Source organism: Shewanella sp. VK101 (assembly GCF_056497865.1).
Genome location: NZ_CM151402.1, coordinates 24,596 through 50,074 on the forward strand (window position 1 = coordinate 24,596; position 25,479 = coordinate 50,074).

General features: G+C 51.6%; 23 protein-coding genes, 1 tRNA gene and 3 rRNA genes. 16 read left to right on the forward strand and 11 right to left on the reverse strand.

What is annotated here, in order from left to right:
* Nucleotides 1-21 precede the first annotated feature (21 nt).
* The gene (locus tag ACSHSR_RS00095) at nt 22-327 is read right to left on the reverse strand and encodes an ArsR/SmtB family transcription factor (RefSeq protein WP_025011827.1); all 306 of its coding nucleotides are present in this window, start codon (nt 325-327) and stop codon (nt 22-24) included.
* A 228-nt stretch (nt 328-555) separates the two neighbouring features.
* Here ACSHSR_RS00095 and hemG point away from each other — a divergent pair, with 228 nt between their 5' ends.
* Nucleotides 556-1,095, forward strand: coding sequence for a menaquinone-dependent protoporphyrinogen IX dehydrogenase (gene hemG / locus ACSHSR_RS00100; protein ID WP_054745270.1), 540 nt, complete (start codon nt 556-558; stop codon nt 1,093-1,095).
* A 148-nt stretch (nt 1,096-1,243) separates the two neighbouring features.
* Nucleotides 1,244-1,777: a spermidine N1-acetyltransferase gene (speG, locus tag ACSHSR_RS00105; RefSeq protein ID WP_025889793.1), complete on the forward strand. Its 534-nt coding sequence runs from the start codon at nt 1,244-1,246 to the stop codon at nt 1,775-1,777.
* 6 nt (nt 1,778-1,783) lie between these two features.
* Here the strand turns inward: speG and ACSHSR_RS00110 are convergent, their stop codons facing one another.
* The 5 genes from ACSHSR_RS00110 to def are packed head-to-tail and all read right to left on the reverse strand — an operon-like array spanning nt 1,784 to nt 7,441.
* A complete protein-coding gene (locus ACSHSR_RS00110; protein WP_123115433.1) occupies nt 1,784-3,226 on the reverse strand; it encodes a TrkH family potassium uptake protein in 1,443 nt (480 codons plus the stop codon).
* Nucleotides 3,227-3,236: 10 nt separating this feature from the next.
* Entirely contained in the window at nt 3,237-4,646 is a 1,410-nt protein-coding gene (trkA, locus tag ACSHSR_RS00115) for a Trk system potassium transporter TrkA (protein ID WP_025011823.1), read from the reverse strand.
* Nucleotides 4,647-4,655: 9 nt separating this feature from the next.
* Nucleotides 4,656-5,954 (reverse strand): 16S rRNA (cytosine(967)-C(5))-methyltransferase RsmB, encoded by a 1,299-nt coding sequence (rsmB, locus tag ACSHSR_RS00120; RefSeq protein WP_479631154.1) that lies wholly within the window; start codon nt 5,952-5,954, stop codon nt 4,656-4,658.
* A complete protein-coding gene (gene fmt, locus ACSHSR_RS00125) occupies nt 5,951-6,904 on the reverse strand; it encodes a methionyl-tRNA formyltransferase (protein WP_107353448.1) in 954 nt (317 codons plus the stop codon). Before fmt ends, rsmB begins: the two co-directional genes overlap by 4 nt.
* Before the next feature lie 27 nt (nt 6,905-6,931).
* The gene (gene def, locus ACSHSR_RS00130) at nt 6,932-7,441 is read right to left on the reverse strand and encodes a peptide deformylase (RefSeq protein WP_025011820.1); all 510 of its coding nucleotides are present in this window, start codon (nt 7,439-7,441) and stop codon (nt 6,932-6,934) included.
* Between the two features lie 126 nt (nt 7,442-7,567).
* Between def and ACSHSR_RS00135 the strand changes: the two genes are divergently transcribed.
* From ACSHSR_RS00135 to ACSHSR_RS00145, 3 genes are all read left to right on the forward strand, one after another.
* Nucleotides 7,568-8,668 carry a LysM peptidoglycan-binding domain-containing protein gene (locus ACSHSR_RS00135; RefSeq protein WP_025889800.1) on the forward strand — a complete coding sequence of 367 codons (1,101 nt, stop codon included), beginning with the start codon at nt 7,568-7,570 and terminating at the stop codon, nt 8,666-8,668.
* 83 nt (nt 8,669-8,751) lie between these two features.
* A complete protein-coding gene (gene dprA, locus ACSHSR_RS00140; RefSeq protein WP_025889801.1) occupies nt 8,752-9,768 on the forward strand; it encodes a DNA-processing protein DprA in 1,017 nt (338 codons plus the stop codon).
* 2 nt (nt 9,769-9,770) lie between these two features.
* A complete protein-coding gene (locus ACSHSR_RS00145) occupies nt 9,771-10,247 on the forward strand; it encodes a DUF494 family protein (protein WP_208184308.1) in 477 nt (158 codons plus the stop codon).
* A gap of 205 nt (nt 10,248-10,452) precedes the next feature.
* Here ACSHSR_RS00145 and ACSHSR_RS00150 read toward each other — a convergent pair whose 3' ends face one another.
* Nucleotides 10,453-12,210, reverse strand: coding sequence for a collagenase (locus ACSHSR_RS00150; protein WP_208184309.1), 1,758 nt, complete (start codon nt 12,208-12,210; stop codon nt 10,453-10,455).
* A 162-nt stretch (nt 12,211-12,372) separates the two neighbouring features.
* Here ACSHSR_RS00150 and ACSHSR_RS00155 point away from each other — a divergent pair, with 162 nt between their 5' ends.
* The 3 genes from ACSHSR_RS00155 (at nt 12,373) to hemF (ending at nt 14,522) form a co-directional block, all read left to right on the forward strand.
* Nucleotides 12,373-12,936 (forward strand): DNA topoisomerase family protein, encoded by a 564-nt coding sequence (locus ACSHSR_RS00155; RefSeq protein ID WP_025889805.1) that lies wholly within the window; start codon nt 12,373-12,375, stop codon nt 12,934-12,936.
* Nucleotides 12,937-13,018: 82 nt separating this feature from the next.
* Entirely contained in the window at nt 13,019-13,582 is a 564-nt protein-coding gene (tsaC, locus tag ACSHSR_RS00160; RefSeq protein ID WP_107006259.1) for an L-threonylcarbamoyladenylate synthase type 1 TsaC, read from the forward strand.
* Between the two features lie 25 nt (nt 13,583-13,607).
* On the forward strand, nt 13,608-14,522 hold the full coding sequence (gene hemF, locus ACSHSR_RS00165) for an oxygen-dependent coproporphyrinogen oxidase (RefSeq protein ID WP_107006258.1): 915 nt from the start codon (nt 13,608-13,610) through the stop codon (nt 14,520-14,522).
* Between the two features lie 33 nt (nt 14,523-14,555).
* Here hemF and ACSHSR_RS00170 read toward each other — a convergent pair whose 3' ends face one another.
* Complete coding sequence (locus tag ACSHSR_RS00170; protein WP_025011814.1) at nt 14,556-14,987, reverse strand: group II truncated hemoglobin; 432 nt, start codon at nt 14,985-14,987, stop codon at nt 14,556-14,558.
* A 125-nt stretch (nt 14,988-15,112) separates the two neighbouring features.
* Here ACSHSR_RS00170 and aroE point away from each other — a divergent pair, with 125 nt between their 5' ends.
* On the forward strand, nt 15,113-15,934 hold the full coding sequence (gene aroE, locus ACSHSR_RS00175) for a shikimate dehydrogenase (protein WP_208184310.1): 822 nt from the start codon (nt 15,113-15,115) through the stop codon (nt 15,932-15,934).
* Nucleotides 15,931-16,194: a DUF1488 family protein gene (locus tag ACSHSR_RS00180; protein ID WP_208184311.1), complete on the forward strand. Its 264-nt coding sequence runs from the start codon at nt 15,931-15,933 to the stop codon at nt 16,192-16,194. Before aroE ends, ACSHSR_RS00180 begins: the two co-directional genes overlap by 4 nt.
* On the opposite strand, the gene ACSHSR_RS00185 is transcribed toward ACSHSR_RS00180, so the two are convergent.
* On the reverse strand, nt 16,191-16,742 hold the full coding sequence (locus tag ACSHSR_RS00185) for a gamma carbonic anhydrase family protein (RefSeq protein ID WP_025011812.1): 552 nt from the start codon (nt 16,740-16,742) through the stop codon (nt 16,191-16,193). The two genes, ACSHSR_RS00180 and ACSHSR_RS00185, sit on opposite strands and share 4 nt — an antisense overlap.
* Nucleotides 16,743-17,194: 452 nt before the next feature.
* Here ACSHSR_RS00185 and ACSHSR_RS00190 point away from each other — a divergent pair.
* The 6 genes from ACSHSR_RS00190 to ACSHSR_RS00215 all read left to right on the forward strand — a co-directional run bounded on the left by ACSHSR_RS00190 (nt 17,195) and on the right by ACSHSR_RS00215 (nt 23,483).
* A 16S ribosomal RNA gene (locus ACSHSR_RS00190) occupies nt 17,195-18,739 on the forward strand.
* A 433-nt stretch (nt 18,740-19,172) separates the two neighbouring features.
* Nucleotides 19,173-22,065 (forward strand): 23S ribosomal RNA (locus ACSHSR_RS00195).
* Nucleotides 22,066-22,295: 230 nt separating this feature from the next.
* A 5S ribosomal RNA gene (rrf, locus tag ACSHSR_RS00200) occupies nt 22,296-22,411 on the forward strand.
* The 16S, 23S and 5S rRNA genes sit together here with 1 tRNA gene alongside, the layout of an rRNA operon.
* Before the next feature lie 37 nt (nt 22,412-22,448).
* Nucleotides 22,449-22,525, forward strand: a tRNA-Asp gene (locus ACSHSR_RS00205).
* A gap of 241 nt (nt 22,526-22,766) precedes the next feature.
* Entirely contained in the window at nt 22,767-23,021 is a 255-nt protein-coding gene (locus ACSHSR_RS00210) for a YkgJ family cysteine cluster protein (protein WP_025010846.1), read from the forward strand.
* Nucleotides 23,022-23,030: 9 nt separating this feature from the next.
* A complete protein-coding gene (locus ACSHSR_RS00215) occupies nt 23,031-23,483 on the forward strand; it encodes an Rrf2 family transcriptional regulator (protein ID WP_025010845.1) in 453 nt (150 codons plus the stop codon).
* Here ACSHSR_RS00215 and ACSHSR_RS00220 read toward each other — a convergent pair whose 3' ends face one another.
* Nucleotides 23,484-24,233, reverse strand: a complete 750-nt coding sequence (locus ACSHSR_RS00220; protein WP_144225345.1) for a divergent polysaccharide deacetylase family protein — start codon at nt 24,231-24,233, stop codon at nt 23,484-23,486.
* Nucleotides 24,234-24,247: 14 nt separating this feature from the next.
* A complete protein-coding gene (locus ACSHSR_RS00225; RefSeq protein ID WP_144225346.1) occupies nt 24,248-25,453 on the reverse strand; it encodes a S41 family peptidase in 1,206 nt (401 codons plus the stop codon).
* Between the last annotated feature and the right edge of the window lie 26 nt (nt 25,454-25,479).

The following is a 25,479-nucleotide window of genomic DNA, read 5'->3' on the forward strand; positions in this document are numbered from 1 at the left end:
TGGGACTTATTCGCACCTTCCCTAAGCGCAGTACTTGCGGTGCAGAATAGAGATGACCTCAGTGACCTGCTGGTTCTTGAGCGAGTAGTAAACAACCTGCGAACTCTTGCGGGTCGCCACCAGATCTTCGGCACGCAGTACCGCCAGATGTTGTGACAGAGCGGACTGGCTCAGAGGCACGGTTTCATTCAGCTGAGTGACGCTCAGCTCTTGATCCAGCAGAAGGCAGAGGATCATCAGGCGGTAAGGGTTGGCGATGGCCTTGAGCCATTTGGCAGCGTTTTCCGCATTGGAAAGCATGGCTGCGACATCAATATCTTTTTGCATCAGCTTGGAACCTCTTCGCCTTTTGATTAGGTTATTCTAATTGAATGGGGAGATGAGCACAATCATCAGTCTTTTATCTGGATCGCAATTCTAGCCTGAAAAATACCGATACAGCGCAATTTGCGGCAATATTCTCACGGGTTGAAGCCGATTATGTGATCTTTCAACTTGTTCAATCCGGGCGATAAGCCACACAATTTAAGTTACTGACACTCAATAGGCGAACTTATGAAATCCATTCTTGTGCTCTACTTCTCCCGTGGTGGCCACACTGCCAAGATCAGTCGCTGTATTGCCGAAAGGCTACAGCAGTTGGGCCATGAGTGTGACAGCATGGATTTGGCTGCGGCTGAGGCGGAAAACATCGACTGGCAAAAATATGATGTCGTGGTCCTCGGTGCTTGTGTGCTTTATGGTACCTACGACAAGAGCGTGTTCGCTTTTTGCAGCAAACACCAACAGGTGCTGGCAGAGAAAGGACTCAGTTTCTTTTCCGTCAATGTGGTGGCTCGCAAGCCGGAGAAACGGATCCCGGAAAACAACAAGTATCTGCAGAAGTTTATTGCCCTGTCGGATTGGAAGCCCAAGGATGTGAAGATTATCGCCGGTAAGGTGGATTACCCCTCTTGGGGCTGGCTGGACAGCTTTATGATCCGGCTGATCATGAAGATGACGGGGGGGCCAACCGATCCCAAGACGGTTATCGACTACACGGACTGGGAAGACGTAAAGCACTATGCCGAGTACCTGAGTGACTTGGCTTCCTGATAGAGGCAATGTTTTCAAAGCGCAGTCCTGGTACTGCGCTTTTGTGTATGTGTGGAAAAGGGCTGCAAGGTAAACTAACTTTCACTATCTGTGTGCCTGTTGTCCGCTTAATATGGCTGGCTTCATTGGCACGACTTTAGGAGGTGTCATGAATGACGGTGAGATTCGCCTACGGGCGCTGGAAAGAACAGACCTGAGGTTTATTCATCAGCTGAATAACAACCGCATCATTATGGCTTACTGGTTTGAAGAGCCCTATGAATCGTTCGATGAGCTTGAAGAGCTCTACAACAAGCATATCCACGATAAGACAGAGCGGCGCTTTATCGCAGAAAATGCTCAGCAGCAGACCATAGGTCTGGTTGAGCTGGTGGAGATCAATGACATTCATCGCAATGCCGAGTTTCAGATAATCATAGCGCCTGAGTTTCAGGGGCGAGGCTACGCCAGGGCCATGGTTAACAAGGCGCTAAACTATGCCTTTACCATACTGAACCTATACAAGGTTTATCTGCATGTGGCCTTGGAGAATGACAAGGCGTTACAACTCTATCAGAAGTGCGGCTTTAAAGAGGAAGGCCATCTGGTGCAGGAGATCTTTATCAACGGCCAATACTCGGATGTCAAACGCATGTATGTCCTGCAGGCCGATTATCTACAGCTGAATAAAATTCACCCATAGATAATATCAGTATTTCCAGAAGCTGGGATGGAACAAGACGGCGACAGTCAGGATCTCCAAGCGGCCCAGTAACATGCCTATCGACAGTGCCCATTTGGCCAAGTCCGGCAGGCTGGAAAAGTTGCCTGCTGGGCCGATAACAGGGCCAAGCCCTGGGCCGACGTTGGTCACTGCCGTGACTGCGCCGGACAGGCTGGTGACAGGGTCAAGACCACAAAGCACCAACACCAGCGTCAGCATCACGATAACCAGCATAAACAGCAGTGCGAAGGTCACCAGGGAACGCACAATCTCTTCATTGATAGGTCGGTTGTTGTAGCGTTCGCGGAAAATGCCGTTGGGATGAAACTGCTGCTTCAATTGTTCGCGCATGATGGCGCCGGCGATCTGGAAGCGGAATATCTTGATGCCGCCGGAGGTTGAACCTGAACAGCTGCCGACAAACATCAGGAACAGAAAAGCGATATTTGCCAGCGCCCCCCAACTGCCATAGTCGGTCAGGCCATAGCCTGTGGTAGTGACCACGGAAACCACGTTGAAACTCGAGAGCCGCAGGGCGTCAATAAAGGCTATTTCACGCGAACTGTAGAGCCAATAAGCCAGAGAGAAAGACACCAGCAGCAGAAAAAGAATAAAGCCTTTCACTTGGGCATCATTCCAGACCTTGATACTACGTTGCTGCAGACTCTGAACAAACATCAGCAGCGGCAGGCCACCGGCCGCCATAAATACCACCCCGACCCAGTGCGCCGCCTTGGGAAAGGCTGCCATGGAACTGTCCGAAGTCGAGTAGCCCCCAGTGGAGAGCGTGGTCATGGCATGGTTGAGCGCTTGGAACCAGTTCATCCCCGCCAGGTGATAAGCCAAACCGCAGCATACTGTCAGCCCCAGATACACCAGAAACAGGTATTTGGCCAGGCTCTGGGTGCGGGGGATGGCCTTATCGGACCAATCTGAGGATTCTGTTCTGAACAGCCGCATCCCCCCTACGTTGAGAAACGGCAGAATGGCCACCGCCATCACAATAAAGCCTATGCCACCGAGCCACTGCAACAGCGAACGCCAGACAAGAATGCTGTGATCCATGCCGTCCAGCCCGGATAGTACAGTGGAGCCTGTGGTGGTGATCCCCGACATGGTTTCAAAGAAGGCATCGGTATAGCCAATACCGTGATACAGGGTAAAGGGCATGGCGGCGAACAAGCTGACAATAAACCAGGTGAGACTGGTCAGCAGGAACATGTCGCGGATATTCAGATTAAGCTGCTGCCCTTGGCCCCTGTGCATACAGATACTGGAGACAGTACCTGTGACCAGCGCCGATGCCATGAAGGCTGCCACTGTTTCTTCGCCGTAAAACAGGGCGAAGAAGAGTGGAATAAACATAAAGGCCGTCAGCATGGACAAAAACAGGCCTAGGATGAATAGTAGCGGGCGAAAATTCAGCATGGCCAGAGCCTTAGAAGAAGAAAGCGCTCGGCTGGAACAGTTTTTCCACTTCGCCGATAAACTTCTTGTTCACCAGGAAGAGAATGACATGGTCTCCCTGTTCGATAACTGTCTTATCGTGGGCCATCAAGACTTCATCATCGCGGACTATGGCGCCTATGGTGGTACCCGGTGGTAGCTTGATTTCGCCTATCTGTTTGCCGACGACTTTGCTGGTGCTGGAATCACCGTGGGCAATGGCTTCAATCGCCTCGGCAGCGCCTCGGCGCAGTGAATATACGTTGCAGATATCCCCCTGGCGGATATGGGTCAACAAGGCCGAGATGGTGGCTTGTTGCGGCGAAATGGCGATATCGATATTAGCTTCCTGAACAATATCGACATAGGCTTCACGCTGAATAAGCACCATCACTTTCTTGGCACCCATACGTTTGGCCAACAGCGCCGACATGATATTGGCCTCGTCGTCGTTGGTGACGGCGATAAACACATCGGTTTGATCTATGTGCTCTTCCATCAGGAGTTCCTGATCGGAAGCATCACCGCAGAATACCGTGGTATTTTCCAGCTTTTCCGACAGCGCCTCGGCTCTGTCCTGACGATGTTCTATCAACTTGACCGAGTGATTACGCTGTAGCTTCTTGGCCAGTCCCAAACCTATGTTACCGCCACCGGCGATCATGATATTGCGGTAACTGTTGTCCAGCTTCTGCATCTCACTCATCACTGCCCGCACATGGCGACTGTCGGCGACAAAGAACACTTCATCATCGGCTTCTATGATAGTGGTTCCCCTGGGCATAATCGGCCGTCCCTGACGGAAAATCGCCGCTACCCGGGTATCAATATTCGGCATGTGTTCGCGCAGTGCGGCCAGCGCGTTACCCACCAAGGGGCCGCCATAATAGGCGCGAACAGCCACCAGGCTCAGCTTTCCTTCAGCGAACTCCAGAACCTGTAAAGCCCCAGGGTAATCTACCAAGCGTTGTATGTAAGCGGTTACTAACTGCTCGGGGGCAATCAGCTCATCTATGATGAAACCACCCCGGGTACGAGGTTCATTACTCTTGGTTTCACTGTCGATAAACAGTTTATCCTGCATCCCCAAGTACTGCTCTGAGCGAATACGGGCTATCTTGGTTGGTGTGCCAAACAGGGTATAGGCAATTTGACAGGCGGCCATGTTGCATTCGTCGCTGTTGGTTACAGCGATCAGCATATCGGCATCTTCGGCGCCGGCTTCTTTTAAGACGCCGGGGTGGGCTCCGTGACCGACAACCACCCGCAAGTCATATTTGTCTTGCAGTGCCCTAAGGCGATTTCTGTCACTGTCGACTATGGTGATATCGTTGTTTTCACCCACCAGGTTTTCTGCAAGGGTGCCACCGACCTGACCTGCGCCCAAGATGATTATTTTCATGGCCTCGTCTTATCCCTGAAGTTTCGACTTAACGATTCGCGCGTAATAAAACCCGTCCATATTGTCCTGTCCGGGCAAGATTTGCCAGCCTATCGCATCTGGCTGGTCTGCCTGAGTGATAGCTTCCAGCCGGGCATCTGGCGTACGCTCCAGGAAGGCGACAACTTGATCGCGGTTTTCCTGTGGCAGGATAGAGCAGGTGGCGTATAACAGTACACCGCCTGGCTTCAACCATTGCCAGCAGTGATCCAATATCTGTTGCTGCACCTTGGCCAACTCCTCAATATCCTGCGGCTTACGCAGCCACATGATATCCGGATGGCGCCGAATAACGCCGGTAGCCGAGCAGGGAGCATCCAGTAATATGCGATCAAACTTGCCACCCTGCCACCATGAAGCAATATTTGCGGCATCGCCGTGCACCAACTTGGCATTCAGTTGCAACCTTTGCAGGTTCTCGGCAACTCTCTGCAGCCGTTTGTTGTCGTTGTCGACCGCCACCAGCTCCATGTCCGGACACAGCTCCAGCAGATGGCAACTCTTGCCTCCCGGAGCGGCGCAGGCATCGAGAATGGTTTCGCCCGCTTGAGGTGCCAGCAGGGCGGCGGCCCATTGAGCAGCACCATCCTGCACAGACACTGAGCCCTCGCCAAAGCCGGGCAGAGTGGTGACATCGCAGGCTTGCTCGAGCAATATACTGTCTTCCCCCTGACCTGGAGTGGCGACAATTTCGGCTTCTGCCAAGTGTTGCAGATATTGCTCACGGCTTTGGGATAAACGGTTGTTGCGCAGCCACAGTGGCGGCCGCTGGTGACTCTGCTGCACCACTTGTTGCCAGTTTTCCGGATAGGCTGAAGTGAGCGCCTTGAGGATCCAGTTGGGCGTATTGTGTTCCAGCACAGGGTTATCTGTGGCCAGTGGGCTATTGTCTCGCTGGATATTGCGTAAAACGCCGTTGACTACCTTGACCAGGTTTTCAAACTTCAGCTGACGACAGGCTTCGGCAGTTTCCGAAATGGCTGCATGGGCCGGTATCCGGGTGAAATACAATTGGTAACAACCCACAAGAAGCAGTTGGTGGACGATACGCTGTTTCCCTTTGAATTGTTTACTGAGGCAGTCGCTGACTCTCTTGTCCAGTTGTGGCAGGGTGCGCATTACGCCATAGCAAAGCTCGGCCAAAAGCGCCTTGTCTTTGCCGCTGTGAAGCTGCTGCTGTTGTTCGGGCAGGGCAACCGAGAGGGACATGCCCCGCTCCAGCACCTGAAAGATGGCCTTGGCGGCAAGAGCTCTGAGATTCTGCCTCATGATGCTTGAGCCAAATTTTTTCCGGGCTGGAACCATTCGCCCCTGGCGTTGAGAATATCGGCGATATCCAGCGGTTTTTTCCCTGGCAGTTGCGCCTTTTTCAACACCAATAAGCCATCGGCAGTGGCAATAGCTAACCCTCGCTTGTCGGCGCGCACCACTGTGCCCGGCTCAAACTGCTCGGCTGACTCTTCCACTTCGGCCTGCCAGACCTTGATATTTTGCCCCTGGCATTCAAAGTAGCTCACCGGCCATGGGTTAAAGGCGCGGATCTCCTGCCACAGATTGCGGGCAGCCTTATGCCAGTCGATACGGGCTTCCTCTTTACTGAGTTTTTCGGCGTAGTTGGCCAGTGATTCATCCTGTGGCTCGGCGGTTAGCTTGCCTTCGGACAGACCTTGCAGAGCTTGGATCAGTGCCACTGGTCCCTGTTGGGCCAGTTTTTCATACAGGGTTGCTGAAGTGTCGTCATCGGCTATCGGCAGCGAGGTCTTGAGCAGCATGTCTCCGGTATCCAAACCGACATCCATCTGCATTATGGTGACCCCGGTTTCTTTGTCCCCGGCCCACAATGCCCTTTGGATAGGCGCCGCACCGCGCCAGCGCGGCAGAATAGAGCCGTGAACATTGATGCATCCCAGGCGGGGAGCCTGCAACACTGCCAATGGCAGGATCAGGCCATAGGCGACCACCACCATGATATCGGCCCCAAGAGCTGCCAGCTCCTGCTGGGCTTCTTCGTGGCGCAGCGACTTGGGTTGATAGACGGGAATATCGTGTTCCAACGCCAGCGCCTTGACAGGGCTTGGGGTTAGCTTGTGGCCTCGTCCGGCGGGCTTATCCACTCGGGTATAGACGGCAATGACTTGATGCTCTGAGTCCAGCAGCGCCTGCAGGTGGCGCGCTGCAAAGTCCGGAGTTCCGGCAAAAATGATCTTCAGTGGTTTCAAAATAGATCCTAATTATTCGGGATTAATTCAGGCTTTAGCTTCCTGACGTGCCGCTTTTTCCAGCTTTTGTCTGATCCGCTGACGTTTCAGTGGTGACAGATAATCAACGAAAAGCTTGCCCTTTAGATGATCCATCTCGTGCTGAATACAGATGGCAAATAAACCGTCTGCTTCAATAGTAAATTCATTGCCATCACGGTCGAGCGCCGTCACGGTAATAAATTCGGCTCTATCCACCTTGGCATAAATACCGGGTACAGACAGACAACCCTCTTCATTACAGAAGTCGCCACTTGCGCTGATAATTTGGGGGTTGATAAAGACTTTTGGACGTTCGACATCGTCCTGCAAGTCCATCACAATCAATTGTTTATGAAAATCGACTTGAGTTGCAGCCAGACCAATACCCTTTTCTTCGTACATGGTCTCGAACATATTATCGATTTGCGTCTGCAGTGCAGAATCAAATTCTGTCACGGGCTGGGCAATCGTGCGTAATCTCTCGTCGGGGAATCGTAATACTTTTAACAGGGCCATAGATAAACTCTTAACAAGTCTGTCAAATCCGTGCCAGTTGGTTATACTGACTTGTGCTATTGCGTTAATTTTAATCCTTAGCGGCTATCAATAACAGCAAAAGCTCTCACTAATGAGCCAGACAACATGGAAGCCCCCATGAAACGGTTAATTTTACTCGCGTTACTGACATTTAATTGCGCCTTCGTTGCAGCAGATACCCTGACATTAAAACCCGGTCATCCTGATACTTATGTGGTCAAGAAAGGCGATACCCTTTGGGATATATCAGCATTGTTTCTCAAAGACCCATGGCGTTGGCCCAAACTCTGGGGCGCCAATCCCCAGATAGCCAATCCACACCTTATTTATCCCGGCGATCGATTAACACTGGTGTTTATCGACGGAGAACCCCGGCTGGTCAATAAACCTCATGTTCGCAAGAGCCCGGCCGGAAGGGTTCAACCCAAAGGCGGTGCCATTCCCGCGGTCGATTTGGCCTTGATTCAACCCTACCTGGTGCAAAACCGGGTGGTCGACCCCGAGTGGTTCAAGGAACAACCTATGGTGCTGGGGGGAGAAAGAGATTCCCGTCACCATGTGATGGACGACATCATCTATATCCAGGCCAATCTGCCACAAGGCGATAAAGTCGGGATGTATCAGCCCGGGCGCGAATTTACCAATAAGGAAACCGGTGAGTTGCTGGGTCAGGAAGTGATCCTCAGTGCCAGCGGCCGAGTGGTGGAGTCGGGTGAGGTTTCCAAGGTGAAGCTGCTCAACAATTTCCGCGAAACCAAAGCCGGTTTCAGAGTGTTGGCGATAGAAGATGACTCCTTGTTGTCTGCCTACTTTATTCCCAAGGCCAGCGATACCGAGGGCGCCAAGGTGTTGGCATCTGAACGTAAAATTCGCGCCATGGGGAAACTGGATGTGTTTTATCTGGATCGGGGCAGCCGTGAAGGCGTAGAGCCTGGCGATGTGTTCTCTATCTACAAGGACGGTGCCGAAGTGGTGATCAACGGCGATGGTATCCCCGTGCCGCCGACCGAACGCTCTGCTTACGACAACCTGATGGCCAAGATGGGCTCAGACAATGCCGTTAAACTGCCCGACCTCTATCGCGGTCAGGTAATGGTGTTCAAGGTATTCGACAAGACAGCTCTCGGGCTCATCATGGTGAACGAGAGCCCTGTCAGGGTTGATGACCTTTTGGTCAAGCCTGACATATTACTGAAAGGTGAATGACGCATAATAGTCTGGTTGATTGGCTGGTTGTCGCTGCGGTATCTGGACTGGGACCCCTCCGGATAAGGCAATTACTCTTGCACATGGATGTGGCTGAGTTGAGACAGAGGCTGGAACATGAACCCCAGTCTTTGCCAATAAACCAGACACAGCTCCAACGCTTGGAGTTGGCTCCTGAAAAAGTTGACCAAGCCTTGCAATGGCAGCAGGGTGCAGAGGGCAGATATCTAATCTGCCCCGATGATCCCTTTTACCCGCCATTGTTGAAACATATCCCAGATTTTCCTCCGATTTTGTTCGTCAAAGGACAGGTTGAAACCCTGCTGCAACCCGCGCTGGCCATGGTCGGCAGCCGCGATGCCAGCCGCGCCGGTTTGTCGCTCGCCTGGCAGTGGGGCGCCGAACTGGATGCCTTGAACATCAGCGTATGCAGTGGTATGGCTGCCGGCATAGATGGCGCTGCTCACCGGGGAGCCTTATCGTCAACCGGCAAGACTATCGCAGTACTGGGAACCGGAATTGACGAAATTTACCCTCGAAGGCATAGAGCCCTTTATGATGATATTCAAGTACATGGCGCTGTTATCAGTGAACTTTGGCCTTCTGTCGGTGTATTTTCCGGGAATTTCCCCAAACGAAACCGTATAATCAGCGGCCTTGCAATGGGAACCTTGGTGGTAGAAGCTCGTCGGCGCAGTGGTTCACTGATCAGCGCTCGTTTGGCGGCAGAACAAGGCAGAGAAGTCTTTGCGGTTCCGGGTTCCGTTATGGGCGATGAACACCAGGGATGCCACGATTTAATTCGCAATGGGGCAAAACTTGTGGAGTCTGTGGCCGATATAGTGGAAGAGTTGGCGCCTTTATGTAGCTGCCACCTTGAAGACTTGCACAAGAGTCACCATATAAAACCAAGTGATAACTCTGAGTTGCCATTTAAAACGCTGTTAGCTAGTGTAGATTATGAGACCACACCTTTGGATGTTGTGGTTGAGCATAGTGGAATAACGTTGGATCTGGTGTTGGAACAATTGCTTGAACTTGAGTTGCAAGGTTGGGTTGCCGCAGTACCCGGTGGTTACGTTAGACTTAAGAGGAAATAGCCATGTTTGATATCCTCATGTATCTGTTTGAAAACTATGTTCATAGTGAAGTTGAAATGCTGGTCGACGAAGATGAGTTGACCAAAGAACTCACCCGTGCCGGTTTCCATCAGTCCGAAATCATCAAGGCGCTTTCCTGGCTTGAGCGGTTGGCCGAACTGCAAGAGAGTGATACTCCTTACCTTAGAGGGCATACTCAACATTCCTTCCGCATCTACACCAAAGATGAAATGGACAAACTGGACGTCGAGTGCCGTGGTTTCCTGTTGTTCCTGGAGCAGATTCGGGTGCTGAATGTGCAAACCCGGGAGATGGTTATTGATAGGGTGATGGAATTGGACGAGCCAGCCATGGTGTTGGAAGACCTCAAGTGGGTGATTCTGATGGTATTGTTCAATGCTCCCGGTAATGAGTCTGCCTATGAGCAGATGGAAGATCTTATCTTCGAGCAACCCGAAGAAGGTCGATTACACTCCTGATTTGTTTTAGCTATGCCGCAGCAGCTTAATTTCCGGATTTAGCTGCCCGGTTTGGCTTTCATTAAGCGACCCTTTTTATTTCTACCATTCCGCAACTAAGCCGGTTTTTGTTCATATTCTTATGTTTTGGCAATACAGGCGCCAGACTTGCCGGCACCTTCCCAAACACTTTCTTATCTGAATCAAGCATCCGATTACGACATTGTCAGTAGTGTTGATGACGGCCGCTGCTGCTCAAGTGTGCCGGCTGCAGGTAGTCACGATAGCTGTACCTATTGAGCTTGCGTATTGATGGGGTAGTATCCGCGTCATTGTTTTTGGCTGTTTGGGCCAGTTGTTGCAGCCATTGCTGGAAAGCAGGCTCCTTTGATGTTAAGGCCGTCAATTCCTGCTCATAACCGGCAAAATAATCCATTTTCAAGGCTTGGCTCAGGCGAACGAGCGCCTGAGGTTCTTGCTCAGCCAGGAAGCGGATAGCCAAGTAGCTCCAGCGGTAAGTACGATCTTGGCCGTCCTGGTACTCGGTGGCAAAAATACTCGCCAAGTCCAAAGCCTTTTTCTGTTCCAGGGCTTCAGTGGCCAAATCAATAGCCTTGGGGTTGGTTTCTCCCTTGGAGATATATTCCGCCAAGCCTTCGGCCCACCACACCATTTTGCCTGGAAAATGGCCAAAGCCACCATATTTGACGAAACGTCCGTCCAGATAGTGGACGTACTCATGGTTCAGGTTCCAAATGGCGAACTCGGGAGCGATCCAGAATTGGCGAAAGGCAAAGAAGCTGGCTTGGTTGCCCGGTTGCTGTGGTGTACCTTCTATATACATGCCGCCGTTGTCTGTACCTATATCAAACAGCAACTGCCCATAGGCGTTGTACTGGCTCCAGTTTTTGAAAGCTACGACTTGCAGCGCCTGGTTGTGATCGTTGGTTGTAGGTTGTTGCTCTGTTTTGAGCAAAGAGTGGAAATGGCTTTCCTGGGACGTTAGTCGCTGGCAGCTCTCGGCAAATTCAGCGGTGCTGAGATCCTGGGCGACGATAAATAGAGACTCTGAACATTTATGTCTTTGCGGTAGTACAGAGAGTAAGTCCGGTATGCGGCAAAGCTGAGTCTTCTCTTGGCAACTCAGTTGACCACCAAAGTGGTTTACATGGTATCCCAAGGTGTAGCTGTCTTTACCGGCATCACCTCTGGTGGCAATATCTTTGAGTGCCAGGACTTCGAGCTGTTTATCCAGAGCCAGTTGTTCTGGAGTCGGGGCATCGTCAGCTTGTTTGCCTTTGCTGGGGGTCAGTGCCAGGCGATACATGGCCAGGGCCCAATATGCGTTTTCCCGCTCCCATGGTGATCTGTCGCCAGCTACAAAACCCAAAAGATCTGCGTCGAGGCGCTGTTGCAACAGCAGCTTGTTCAACTGGCCATCGAGCCGCTGTCGGCTCTGATTAAGTAGAAATCCATAGGCTCGAATTGTCTCCCATAATGCATAGTCTCTGGCGTCACTGGCAGTTTGTTTACCCAATCGAGACAGCTGGCGGGCGAGCCTCGGCAGTAGTGGTGCAAGTTTTCCGGCTTGCTGGTCGCTGGTGAAATAGAGATAGAGGGTTACGGCAAACTGCTCATCCATAGAAAAGTTTGCCTGTTGCGGCAACCTTGCCAACGCGTCGGCTATGGCCTGAAAATCTGTATCGGTCAATTTATCGAAGGGACCGAAATAACTGTATCCCCTCAAATAAAACAGCCCTTGCTGCCACTGTGTCATATCCGTTGTGTTTTGTAGTGACGCGAGCACATGCTGCAATTGCACTGGGTTATAGAGGGCATCCGAGTGTTGCAGTAATTGTTCATGGGAAGCTGTCGCTATGGCGGGGGACAGATTCGTGGTCTGTGTGTGGCCAGCGCAGGCGCTGATCATTAGCGTCATCAGTATGGAAGCGAGAGATTTTCCTGGAGTTGTGAGCAGAGGCATAGAGAGGGTCCTTTTTGTTATTTTGGATACAATATATCTTCATCCGTGCTGAGATCCCAGCCCCATTTGCCTTTGCTGTTTGATGACTCCAGTTGCAGGCTCCCTTTATCCGTGTGGCGCTGGTAAAATGTTCGCCTAACTCTTTTAATAGCGAGATGTGTCATGGCCAAGATAGACCAGCAGTTGTTCAATGCTCGGGCGCACGCGCTCGAAAAAGAATATGAACTTTGTCCCAAGTGCGGCAGTGAGCTCTCCGTACGCCACAGTAAGCATGGTGGCTTCATTGGCTGTAATAATTATCCAGCGTGCGATTACACCCGGCCTTTGGTGCAGCACGAATCCATCGACTCTCAGCCTATTCCCGGCTCCGAGTGTCCCCAGTGCGGCCACGAGTTAGCGGTCAAGTCGGGGCGCTTTGGTATTTTTATTGGTTGTACCCAGTATCCACAATGCACTCATATCGAGCGACACGATCAGCAGGAAGAGGCTGAAAAAGTGCCTTGTCCTCAGTGTAATAGCGGAGTGCTTGAGCATAGGACCAGCAAGTTCGGCAAGAGCTTTTATGCTTGCAGCAACTACCCCAAGTGCAAGTTTCTGGTGAATTTTCCTCCTCGGGCAGAGGCTTGTCCTGAATGCGGTTTCGGTATTCTGGTAGAACGTAAGGGCGCTGCAGGCGACAGACTGGAATGTCCCCGTAAGGAATGTAAGTACAAGCGAACTCTGTGATCCGGCTCAATATGTGACTATAATCACCTCCGCTGTCGCCGAGGGCGCCCAGCCGTCTTTGTCTCTATAAAAGGTACACTCAATGCTGCACTTGCTCGCCGCCGGGAGTAAGCAACTGCTTCTGGATGGAGGGGTCATAGCGTATCCCACCGAAGCTGTTTATGGTTTGGGATGCGATCCCGATAATGAAGCCGCCGTTTCCCGAATTCTCGACATCAAACAGCGCCCCTGGCACAAGGGGCTTATCATGGTCGCCAGTGACTATCGGCAGTTGCAACCCTATCTGGACGAGTCTCAACTGAGTGATGAGCAACTGCAGCAGGCTTTTGCCAAATGGCCCGGACCTTTTACCTTTGTCATGCCGGTGCGTCAGGGAATGAGCCAACTGCTTTGTGGCCATTTTGACTCTATAGCCGTCAGGGTGTCGGCCCATCCGGTTGTCAGGGAATTGTGTGATACCTTGGGTAAGCCGTTGGTATCCACCAGTGCCAATTTGGCGGGTGAGCCGCCGGCACTGACTGTGAATGATATTGAAACAACTTTTGCCGGGCAGATAGATGCCCTTATCGAAGGGGAGTTGGGGCAGCAGCGCCAGCCTTCCACCATCATAGATATTCGCAGCGGCCAGATCCTGCGTAATGGCTAATAATTCCAAGCAAGAAGGAGCGAGCATGACGGCACCTGATTCCCACCAGGTAAAAGCATTCTTGATGCAACTGCAACAACAGATTTGTGAAGGACTGGAACGACTGGATGGCAAAGCTGAGTTTGCTACCGATTCCTGGAAACGGGCCGAGGGCGGTGGCGGGATCAGTAAGGTACTTAACGGCGGTGGCGTGTTTGAACAGGCCGGGGTGAACTTCTCCCATGTAGAAGGCGCAGCCATGCCGGCCTCGGCTACGGCACACAGGCCTGAGCTGGCCGGACGAAGCTTTGAAGCTATGGGGGTTTCACTGGTTATCCACCCGCTTAATCCCTATATCCCAACCACCCATGCCAATGTGCGCTTCTTTATCGCCCGTAAAGAAGGTGCCGATCCCGTCTGGTGGTTTGGTGGTGGCTTCGACCTGACCCCCTATTACCCTTTCCTCGAGGATGTGCGCGAATGGCATCAGCAAGCCAAAGCGATTTGTGAGCCCTTCGGCGAAGCGGTTTATCCCGAGTACAAAAAATGGTGCGATGAGTATTTCTTCCTGCCACACAGAAACGAAACCCGAGGTGTCGGCGGCCTTTTCTTCGATGACCTCAATGAAGGTGGCTTTGAGCACTGCTTTGCTTTCATGCAAGCTGTCGGAAATGGCTTCTTACCTGCCTATGCCCCCATTGTTGAGCGGCGTAAGGATACCGAATATGGCGAGCGTGAGCGCGAGTTCCAACTGTATCGCCGAGGTCGCTATGTAGAGTTCAACCTGGTCTATGACAGAGGAACGCTGTTTGGGCTGCAAACCGGCGGCCGAACCGAGTCAATACTCATGTCGATGCCGCCCTTGGTTCGCTGGCAATATGCCTATGAACCTGAAGCCGGCTCTGCCGAAGCCAAGCTATACAGTGACTTTTTGCACCCCAGGGATTGGCTCACTGAATAGTTAGTGAGCGTAACCAATAAGCCTTTCTTTGGCTTATTGGTTACGCATATGGTCAGCTAACTGAGCGATAGCATTGAAAATCACCTTCCTGTGTTCAGGATCCTTCAGATTGGCCTCCAGCGAGGCCCTCATGCATAACAGCCACTGATCGCGCATTCTTTCATCAACGGCAAACGGCATGTGTCTGGCTCTCAGCGCCGGGTGGCCATATTTGGCTTGATACAGCTGAGGCCCTCCCAACCAACCGCTGAGAAATTCATATAGTTTCTGTTCCGATTGTGCCAGCGGAGCCTGATGTATGGACAGGAGTTCCTGAGTATCCGGCCGCGTTTGCATTTGCTGATAAAAGCTCTTGGCTATGGCGCGTATCGTCTCGTCGCCACCAATCAGATCATAGGCGTTGGACTGGGTGGGGTCCCGTTCGGCCTCGGGTTTGCGATTGATAATTTTCTTTAGCCAGTTCATTTTTGTGTTGAATCTTGTTGTCGATTTTGGTGTCAGTATACACTGAAAGCCCCATAGGTCGGCAGCCTTGCCTGGCCTTGGGCCGCTGAGTAGACTGATATCTCTTCCATTGCTCTGGAGCACAGATGACCGACCGCTATGCCGTCTTTGGCAATCCCATTCATCACAGTAAATCACCCGCTATCCATGCAGCCTTTGCCGCTCAGACTGGGCAAGCCCTAAGCTATCAAGCGATTCTGGCACCAATCGATGACTTCAGCGGCAGTGTCACGGCTTTTTTTGCTGCCGGGGGGAAGGGCGCCAATGTCACTGTGCCTTTCAAGGAACAAGCCTTTAAACTCTGTGATGAGTTGAGCCAGGAAGCCGAAACCGCCGCCGCGGTGAATACCCTGATTAAACTGGATGATGGCAGAATTCGGGGCGACAATACCGATGGCTACGGCTTGGTGGCCGATCTCAGTCGTTACCTGGCGCTGCAAGATAAAAAGGTCTTGCTGCTCGGCGCTGGTGGGGCTGCCAGGGGGGGGCTGCTTTCTCTGCTGGCGGCCGGTGTCGGCCATATTGATATCTACAACAGAACATACAGTAAGGCCGAAGTGTTGGCGGCTATTGCGCCACAGCAATTGCAGGCGTTGAGGCGAAATGAGCTCTATGAGGGTTATGATCTCATTATCAATTCCACCTCTGCCAGTTTGCATGGTGAGCTACCGGATATTCCCGTAACCGTGGTTGCCAATCATAGCTATTGCTACGACATGATGTATTCGGCACATACAACTGCGTTCAATCGCTGGGCTGCCGAGCAAGGGGCGGCAAAAACACTGGATGGCTTAGGAATGTTAGTGGGGCAGGCGGCTAGAAGTTTCTATTTATGGCGAGGTGTCATGCCCAAAGTTGAGCCTGTACTCGAGAGTTTGCGACAAGAATTAAAAGGAGAGGCCTCATGAATCAGGGGATCATCTTCAGCGACTTGTGTCAGTGGCAAGCCGAATCAAACAGGCTCATGTTTATGGCACAGCAGCAAGGGGTCAATATTCCTTGTTATGTTGGCTTACAACGTATGCAGCAACTAAGTGGCAAGGTTGTTCTTGAAGAGCAAGAGATCCTGAGCATGTTTGAACAGTGGCGCTTCGACTTCGAAGATGAAGCCGAGGCGCTGATTGAGCAGGAGTGCTTCAATGGAGCCGGTGAGATAGAGTTACCTTAGTCAGTACTACTTTGCTCGGCCAGGTACTCATCTTTAAGGCGGACATAGTTGTCTGCCGATTGTGGCAGAAATTGGCGTTCAGCCTCGGTCAAGGGGCGCGCCTGCTTGGCCGGGCTGCCTATATAGAGAAAGCCACTCTTTAGCACCTTGCCGGGAGGCACCAACGAACCTGCACCTAAAATCACATCGTCTTCGATGATGACGCCATCCAAAATAATGGCTCCCATGCCAACCAATACACGATTACCTACCTTGCAACCATGAAGCATGGCTTTGTGCCCTATGGTGACATCATCGCCGATGAGCAGCGGGTGTCCCTCTGGGTTGGCCGGCGACTTACGGGTAACATGCAGGACAGTGCCATCCTGAACACTGCTGCGTTTGCCTATGCGAATATGATTGACGTCACCCCGGGCAGCCACCATAGGCCAAACGCTGGCGTCCTGATCCAAAAAGATGTCACCTACCAGAACCGCAGCTTCATCAACATAGACGCCTTCGGCCAACTTTGGCTTGGTACCTTGGTAAGATCTGAGAGAATTGGCCATAAAAAGTCCTTATATGAATGGTTTTCGCCATTATAAAGATTAAAAAGTGGCAGGTCAGGACAAATTCTCGGCAAATAAGCCAAAAACAGCAGTTTTCTTATAAAAAGCCCTTGCACAAAAGTTCAGGCTCCCTATAATGCGCTCCCACTGACACGGCACAGCGGCAACGCGAAAGACGTGACAGGGTCGAAGAAAAACGGCTCTCGAGTCCTTTCAACGACAGGCGAAAAAAGATGGTAATTACCTCTTGACGCCGCAGCAGGAAAGCGTAGAATACGCAGCCCTGACCCGATGGCCACAGCGCCTAAGGGATTGCTCTTTAACAAGATAAACAAGCAAATCTGTGTGGACACTCACAGGCATTGAGAAATCGACAAAACGATTTAACTCGATGAAGAGTGTTCATACGAACAGAATTCATTGAGCAGAACCTTCGGGTTCAACCAAAACTTTAATTGAAGAGTTTGATCATGGCTCAGATTGAACGCTGGCGGCAGGCCTAACACATGCAAGTCGAGCGGTAACATTTCAAAAGCTTGCTTTTGAAGATGACGAGCGGCGGACGGGTGAGTAATGCCTGGGAATTTGCCCATTTGTGGGGGATAACAGTTGGAAACGACTGCTAATACCGCATACGCCCTACGGGGGAAAGCAGGGGACCTTCGGGCCTTGCGCTGATGGATAAGCCCAGGTGGGATTAGCTAGTAGGTGAGGTAAAGGCTCACCTAGGCGACGATCCCTAGCTGGTCTGAGAGGATGATCAGCCACACTGGGACTGAGACACGGCCCAGACTCCTACGGGAGGCAGCAGTGGGGAATATTGCACAATGGGGGAAACCCTGATGCAGCCATGCCGCGTGTGTGAAGAAGGCCTTCGGGTTGTAAAGCACTTTCAGCGAGGAGGAAAGGGTGTAAGTTAATACCTTACATCTGTGACGTTACTCGCAGAAGAAGCACCGGCTAACTCCGTGCCAGCAGCCGCGGTAATACGGAGGGTGCGAGCGTTAATCGGAATTACTGGGCGTAAAGCGTGCGCAGGCGGTTTGTTAAGCGAGATGTGAAAGCCCCGGGCTCAACCTGGGAACCGCATTTCGAACTGGCAAACTAGAGTCTTGTAGAGGGGGGTAGAATTCCAGGTGTAGCGGTGAAATGCGTAGAGATCTGGAGGAATACCGGTGGCGAAGGCGGCCCCCTGGACAAAGACTGACGCTCAGGCACGAAAGCGTGGGGAGCAAACAGGATTAGATACCCTGGTAGTCCACGCCGTAAACGATGTCTACTCGGAGTTTGGTGTCTTGAACACTGGGCTCTCAAGCTAACGCATTAAGTAGACCGCCTGGGGAGTACGGCCGCAAGGTTAAAACTCAAATGAATTGACGGGGGCCCGCACAAGCGGTGGAGCATGTGGTTTAATTCGATGCAACGCGAAGAACCTTACCTACTCTTGACATCCACAGAATCTGGTAGAGATACCTCAGTGCCTTCGGGAACTGTGAGACAGGTGCTGCATGGCTGTCGTCAGCTCGTGTTGTGAAATGTTGGGTTAAGTCCCGCAACGAGCGCAACCCCTATCCTTACTTGCCAGCGGGTAATGCCGGGAACTTTAGGGAGACTGCCGGTGATAAACCGGAGGAAGGTGGGGACGACGTCAAGTCATCATGGCCCTTACGAGTAGGGCTACACACGTGCTACAATGGTCAGTACAGAGGGTTGCGAAGCCGCGAGGTGGAGCTAATCCCATAAAGCTGGTCGTAGTCCGGATTGGAGTCTGCAACTCGACTCCATGAAGTCGGAATCGCTAGTAATCGTGGATCAGAATGCCACGGTGAATACGTTCCCGGGCCTTGTACACACCGCCCGTCACACCATGGGAGTGGGCTGCACCAGAAGTAGATAGCTTAACCTTCGGGAGGGCGTTTACCACGGTGTGGTTCATGACTGGGGTGAAGTCGTAACAAGGTAGCCCTAGGGGAACCTGGGGCTGGATCACCTCCTTACCTAAGCGATAATTGGTGCTTTTGAGTGTTCACACAGATTGCTTGTTCATAGAGCAGGCCGTTGACCCTGGTAGGTCAATGAGTTCTTTAACAATTTGGAAAGCTGATAGTAGACATCAAAACCAACTCTTCGGAGTGGATTTGATGCATACAAATTGAGTTCTCAAACACTTCAATCAAGTGTTTTGGAAATTCTTCAAGGCGAGTCCACTTCCTTAACCCGGAGGTGAGACAAGTAAACCTAAGCTAGTTGCAATACAACCCGTGTTTTCCGCTATGTTACCGATAAGGTAGCGCAGTCAGGCGACATGGTGTCTAAGCGGTGATTTGAGTGAGGAAGGAGTGTAGCAGCGCTACATGACTGACGAATGAAAAGCACAATAACGACAACATGAGTACTGACAAGCGAGATGAAAACTCATCCGGGTTGTATGGTTAAGCGACCAAGCGTATACGGTGGATGCCTTGGCAGTCAGAGGCGATGAAGGACGTAGTAACTTGCGAAAAGCGTTGGTGAGCTAGTAACAAGCATTTGAGCCAGCGATGTCCGAATGGGGAAACCCGGCAGCATAAGCTGTCATCACTAAGTGAATACATAGCTTAGTGAGGCGAACGAGGGGAACTGAAACATCTAAGTACCCTTAGGAAAAGAAATCAACCGAGATTCCCCAAGTAGCGGCGAGCGAACGGGGATTAGCCCTTAAGTCTTTGGGGTGTTAGTGGAATGTGTTGGAAAGCACAGCGGCACAGGGTGATAGCCCCGTACACGTAAACTAACCAGAGATGAAATCGAGTAAGGCGGCACACGTGATATGTTGTCTGAATATGGGGGGACCATCCTCCAAGGCTAAATACTCCTGACTGACCGATAGTGAACCAGTACCGTGAGGGAAAGGCGAAAAGAACCCCTGTGAGGGGAGTGAAATAGAACCTGAAACCGTATACGTACAAGCAGTGGAAGCGGTTCTTGAGACCGTGACTGCGTACCTTTTGTATAATGGGTCAGCGACTTACATTTAGTAGCGAGGTTAAGCGAATAGCGGAGCCGTAGGGAAACCGAGTGTTAACTGCGCGTATAGTTGCTAGGTGTAGACCCGAAACCCGGTGATCTAGCCATGGGCAGGTTGAAGGTTGAGTAACATCAACTGGAGGACCGAACCGACTAATGTTGAAAAATTAGCGGATGACTTGTGGCTGGGGGTGAAAGGCCAATCAAACCGGGAGATATCTGGTTCTCCTCGAAAGCTATTTAGGTAGCGCCTCGGACGAACACCTTTGGGGGTAGAGCACTGTTAAGGCTAGGGGGTCATCCCGACTTACCAACCCTTTGCAAACTCCGAATACCAAAGAGTGCTATCCGGGAGACAGACGGCGGGTGCTAACGTCCGTCGTCAAAAGGGAAACAACCCAGACCGTCAGCTAAGGTCCCAAAGTAATTGCTAAGTGGGAAACGATGTGGGAAGGCTTAGACAGCTAGGATGTTGGCTTAGAAGCAGCCATCATTTAAAGAAAGCGTAATAGCTCACTAGTCGAGTCGGCCTGCGCGGAAGATGTAACGGGGCTAAGCAATTCACCGAAGCTACGGGTACTGATGCTTGCATCAGTGCGGTAGAGGAGCGTTCTGTAAGCCGTTGAAGGCGAAGGGGTAACCCACGCTGGAGGTATCAGAAGTGCGAATGCTGACATGAGTAACGATAAAGGGGGTGAAAAACCCCCTCGCCGAAAGACCAAGGGTTCCTGTCCAACGTTAATCGGGGCAGGGTGAGTCGACCCCTAAGGCGAGGCTGAAAGGCGTAGTCGATGGGAAACGGGTTAATATTCCCGTACTTCTGCTAACTGCGATGGAGAGACGGAGAAGGCTAGGCCGGCGCGGCGTTGGTAGTCCGCGTTTAAGGTAGTAGGTGGTGTGCTTAGGCAAATCCGGGCACACATACACTGAGAGCTGACGACGAGTCCCTAAGGGGATGAAGTGGTTGATGCCATGCTTCCAGGAAAATCTTCTAAGCTTCAGGTTAGCAGGAATCGTACCCCAAACCGACACAGGTGGTCGGGTAGAGAATACCAAGGCGCTTGAGAGAACTCGGCTGAAGGAACTAGGCAAAATGGTACCGTAACTTCGGGAGAAGGTACGCTCCTGTTGGTGATGAGACTTGCTCTCTGAGCTGACGGGAGTCGCAGATACCAGGTGGCTGCAACTGTTTATCAAAAACACAGCACTGTGCAAAATCGCAAGATGACGTATACGGTGTGACGCCTGCCCGGTGCCGGAAGGTTAATTGATTGGGTTATCTTCGGAGAAGCTCATGATCGAAGCCCCGGTAAACGGCGGCCGTAACTATAACGGTCCTAAGGTAGCGAAATTCCTTGTCGGGTAAGTTCCGACCTGCACGAATGGCGTAATGATGGCCACGCTGTCTCCAGCCGAGACTCAGTGAAGTTGAAATTGCGGTGAAGATGCCGTATACCCGCGGCTAGACGGAAAGACCCCGTGAACCTTTACTATAGCTTGGCACTGAACATTGACCCTACATGTGTAGGATAGGTGGGAGACTATGAAGATGAGACGCCAGTCTTGTTGGAGTCAACCTTGAAATACCACCCTTGTAGTGTTGATGTTCTAACCTGGGCCCCTAATCGGGGTTAGGGACAGTGCCTGGTGGGTAGTTTGACTGGGGCGGTCTCCTCCCAAAGAGTAACGGAGGAGCACGAAGGTTGGCTAAGTACGGTCGGACATCGTACGGTTAGTGTAATGGCATAAGCCAGCTTAACTGCGAGACAGACACGTCGAGCAGGTGCGAAAGCAGGTCATAGTGATCCGGTGGTTCTGAATGGAAGGGCCATCGCTCAACGGATAAAAGGTACTCCGGGGATAACAGGCTGATACCGCCCAAGAGTTCATATCGACGGCGGTGTTTGGCACCTCGATGTCGGCTCATCACATCCTGGGGCTGAAGTCGGTCCCAAGGGTATGGCTGTTCGCCATTTAAAGTGGTACGCGAGCTGGGTTCAGAACGTCGTGAGACAGTTCGGTCCCTATCTGCCGTGGGCGTTGGATGATTGAGGGGAGCTGCTCCTAGTACGAGAGGACCGGAGTGGACGAACCGCTGGTGTTCGGGTTGTCATGCCAATGGCATTGCCCGGTAGCTACGTTCGGAATCGATAACCGCTGAAAGCATCTAAGCGGGAAGCGAGCCCCAAGATGAGTCATCCCTAGGGCCTGGAGCCCTCTGAAGAGCCGTTCGAGACCAGGACGTTGATAGGCAGGGTGTGTAAGCGTTGCGAGGCGTTGAGCTAACCTGTACTAATGACTCGAGAGGCTTAACCATACAACCCAGATGGGTTTTACGGACTTGAAGAAGTCGATACTTGATTGAAGTTTGAACTCAGGCTCTGAAGAAGAGCACAGCTTTCTGAATTGAAGAATAAAGGTTAATGACGCAGGTAATTGTTTGGCTGACAAAGCCGTGACGAGCGAACCGCGCAGTGTACTGAAGTACATGAGCAGCGTAGCGAGGAAACAATACCGTCAGACGGACAATTAACCAGTAAGAATATGTCTGGTGACAATAGCATTGTGGTCCCACCTGATCCCATCCCGAACTCAGAAGTGAAACGCAATCGCGCCGATGGTAGTGTGGGGTCTCCCCATGTGAGAGTAGGTCATCGCCAGACGCCCAATTTTAGTAGTGCGCCAAGGCGTGATACTAAAGGAGCGGTAGTTCAGTTGGTTAGAATACCGGCCTGTCACGCCGGGGGTCGCGGGTTCGAGTCCCGTCCGCTCCGCCAACTTAAAGAGAAAGCCTCATCGAAAGATGAGGCTTTTTTCGTTTGATTCTTTTCTGCAAATTTACTGGGAATCATCCCTGCGACCTGGAAAACCCAGGTCCTTAAGGTTGACTATAGAGAATGCATAAGCGCTATTGTTATATTCGCTTTGGCTGTAGGATTCGCTTGAGTCTGTGACTTGAGTACTTACCCGAAAATTTTTTGTCGTTATAATAGTCATATTCTATTACAGGTGATGATTGTGGATTGTCGTATCGGTTGCGGGGCCTGTTGCATTGCACCCTCCATCAGTAGTGCCATACCCGGGATGCCGGGAGGTAAACCCGCAGGGGTTCGCTGTGTGCAACTGGATGACAACAATCTATGTCGCCTCTTTGGTTCCTCTGAACGTCCCGATGTGTGCAGCGAATTCTCGGCATCGGTCGATGTATGTGGTAACAGCAACGAAGAGGCGCTCTGGCTGATAGGCTCTTTAGAGGTGGAAACCTCTTCCTGAAGGTGAAAGATGCAGTTAACGCGTTATACAGATTTTGGAATAAGAACTCTTATGTACCTGGCGATTCAACCGGAGCGTGAGACTTTGTTTCGAATCGCAGAGATCACAGAGGTTTTTGATCTTTCACCTAATCATGTCTCCAAGATAGTACATCACCTGGGTAAGCTGGGTTATCTGCAAACTATACGTGGAAAGAGTGGTGGTTTTCGTTTGGGGATGGCTCCAGAGAAGATCAATGTCGGCGAACTGGTGAGGGCACTGGAAAACTCACTGGCGCCTATTGATTGCAGCAAGCCTTATTGTCGATTGACTCCTGCTTGTCAGCTGAAAGGGGTTCTGGCTCAAGCTGTGAATGCCTATCTGGCTGTGCTCGACCGTTATACGCTGGCAGATATTGTCAGTAACCAACAGGAGTTGCGAGCCTTGCTGCCGGATCTGGATATCCCTGTACTGCAACTCTAGTCAGAGTTTTTCACCGCTTGTATTCTGCTTCTTGGCCCATGAGATTGGCAGTAAGTTGGAAGCCGGCACCAGAGTGACCCCTATCTTTGCCAGCTCTGGCAGTCTCTTCTTGAGGAATTGCATACTCTCTGGGTAAGGGTGAGCTATCATCAAGGCTTCACCTTCGCTTTGGGCCTTGGCTATTGCCAAGTCCAATTGTCTTTCGAAAGCCTGCTCGGTTAGCTGATTATCCAGAAACACCTGACGTCTCAGCAGCGGAACGCCGAGGGCATCGGCCTTATCTCCCGCCTTGGTGTAGCGTGTGGTAACGCTGTCGATAAAGAAGTGCTCTTCCTGATGCAATACTTCCATTAACCAGACCATAGGTTGCTCAAGTTGAGTCAACAAACTCCCCATATGGTTGTTACTTCCCCTGGCAAAGGGCACGCTCTGCAAAGCTCTCTTGAGGGTTGCTTTGAACTCGGTTTCTGACATCTGGTTGTTGAGCCCACCAGGCCCCATGGCCTTGCCGTTAAGCGCCTGCATGGGGAGGTGCACCATGATTTCGTGGCCTTTGCTGTGAGCCTGGCGAGCCAGTTGTTGCCCGAGAGGGGTATGTGGCAATACAGACAAGGTCACAGCTGAAGGCAAGGACAGGGCGGCCTCATCTGTATGGCGGTAACCTATATCATCGATAACGATTGCCAGTCTGGCTCCCCACGCGGGAGAGCAACTTACGACCAGCAGTAGTAAGTAGAAACAATAGCGCACGTTTTATATTAATTTTATTTATTTGATTGTATCCATGCCACCGCCGAGTTGATGGCTCTATCGCTGGCAGTATCTGCATGGGGAGATATGAGGTCGATTATAGGCACAGTTTTGTTATCGGAAACAGTATTGGGTGCGATTTTTATATCGGGTTCCACCCCTTTGGCGTTGATATCCTGACCCTTGGGTGTGGTATAGCGGGCTATGGTCAGCTTGATGGCATTACCATCGACAAGTGTTGGGATCAGGCTTTGTACTGTACCTTTACCGAAGCTGGTTTCACCTATCACCTTGGCACGGTTGTTCTCCTGCAGCGCCGCCGCCAGCACTTCGGATGCTGAAGCTGAACCGCGATTGATCAGCACTAATATGGGCACGCCGGTCAGCATGGTTTGCGGAGATGCATAGTAATCTGAGTTGGCATCGAAGAAGCGCCCTTCGGTGGCGACTATACGGCCCTTATCCAGAAACAGATCAGCAATTCGAATCGCTTGATCCAGCAAGCCTCCGGGATTGTTGCGCAAATCCAGAATCAAACCATTTAGTGGCTGCTGTTGCCACTCGCTCAACAGATGGACTATGTCGCGGGTCGAATCTTCCTGAAAACTTGCCAGGCGAATATAGCCAATGTCGTTGGTCAGCATTTTCCCAAGCACAGAGTGGACGCTGATAGTGGCCGGTTTGAGGCTGACTTCAAAGCTGACATCCGAGTGAGCATGATGCAGCTGCAGCGATAACTCACGGTTGCTGCTGCTGAAGTGCTTTATTTGGCTAAGCACTTCTTCCAGAGACTGCTTGGCAATACTCTCTCCATTGACGGCAGTAACAATATCGCCGGCCATGATCCCGGCTTGTTCGGCCGGAGAGCCAGGGAAGGGCGCGATAATTCTGAGTTTTTCCCCTTCGGTGGACACTTCAAAGCCGTAGCCGAAGTATTCCCCTCGGTTGCTGTCCCTGAGGCTGTTCATCTGTTCGGGTTTCAGAAAACTGGAATAAGGGTCGAGACGTTGAAATATGCCTTCAATGGCGGCGTCGACAAGTTCCCTGCGGCTGATGTCCCTGACGTAGTAGGTTTCCACTGTATCCATCACATCCAGCAGCAATGAAAGCTCATGGGTGTGACTGGGTTTGGGAAAGTTTTCGTGGCTAGCCAGGCTGAGAGAGATTCCCATGACTATACCAAGACCGATATACAGCAGGTTGCGAATAGAGTTGCCCATGTTGCCCCCTTTGAAGTGCAGGGGGC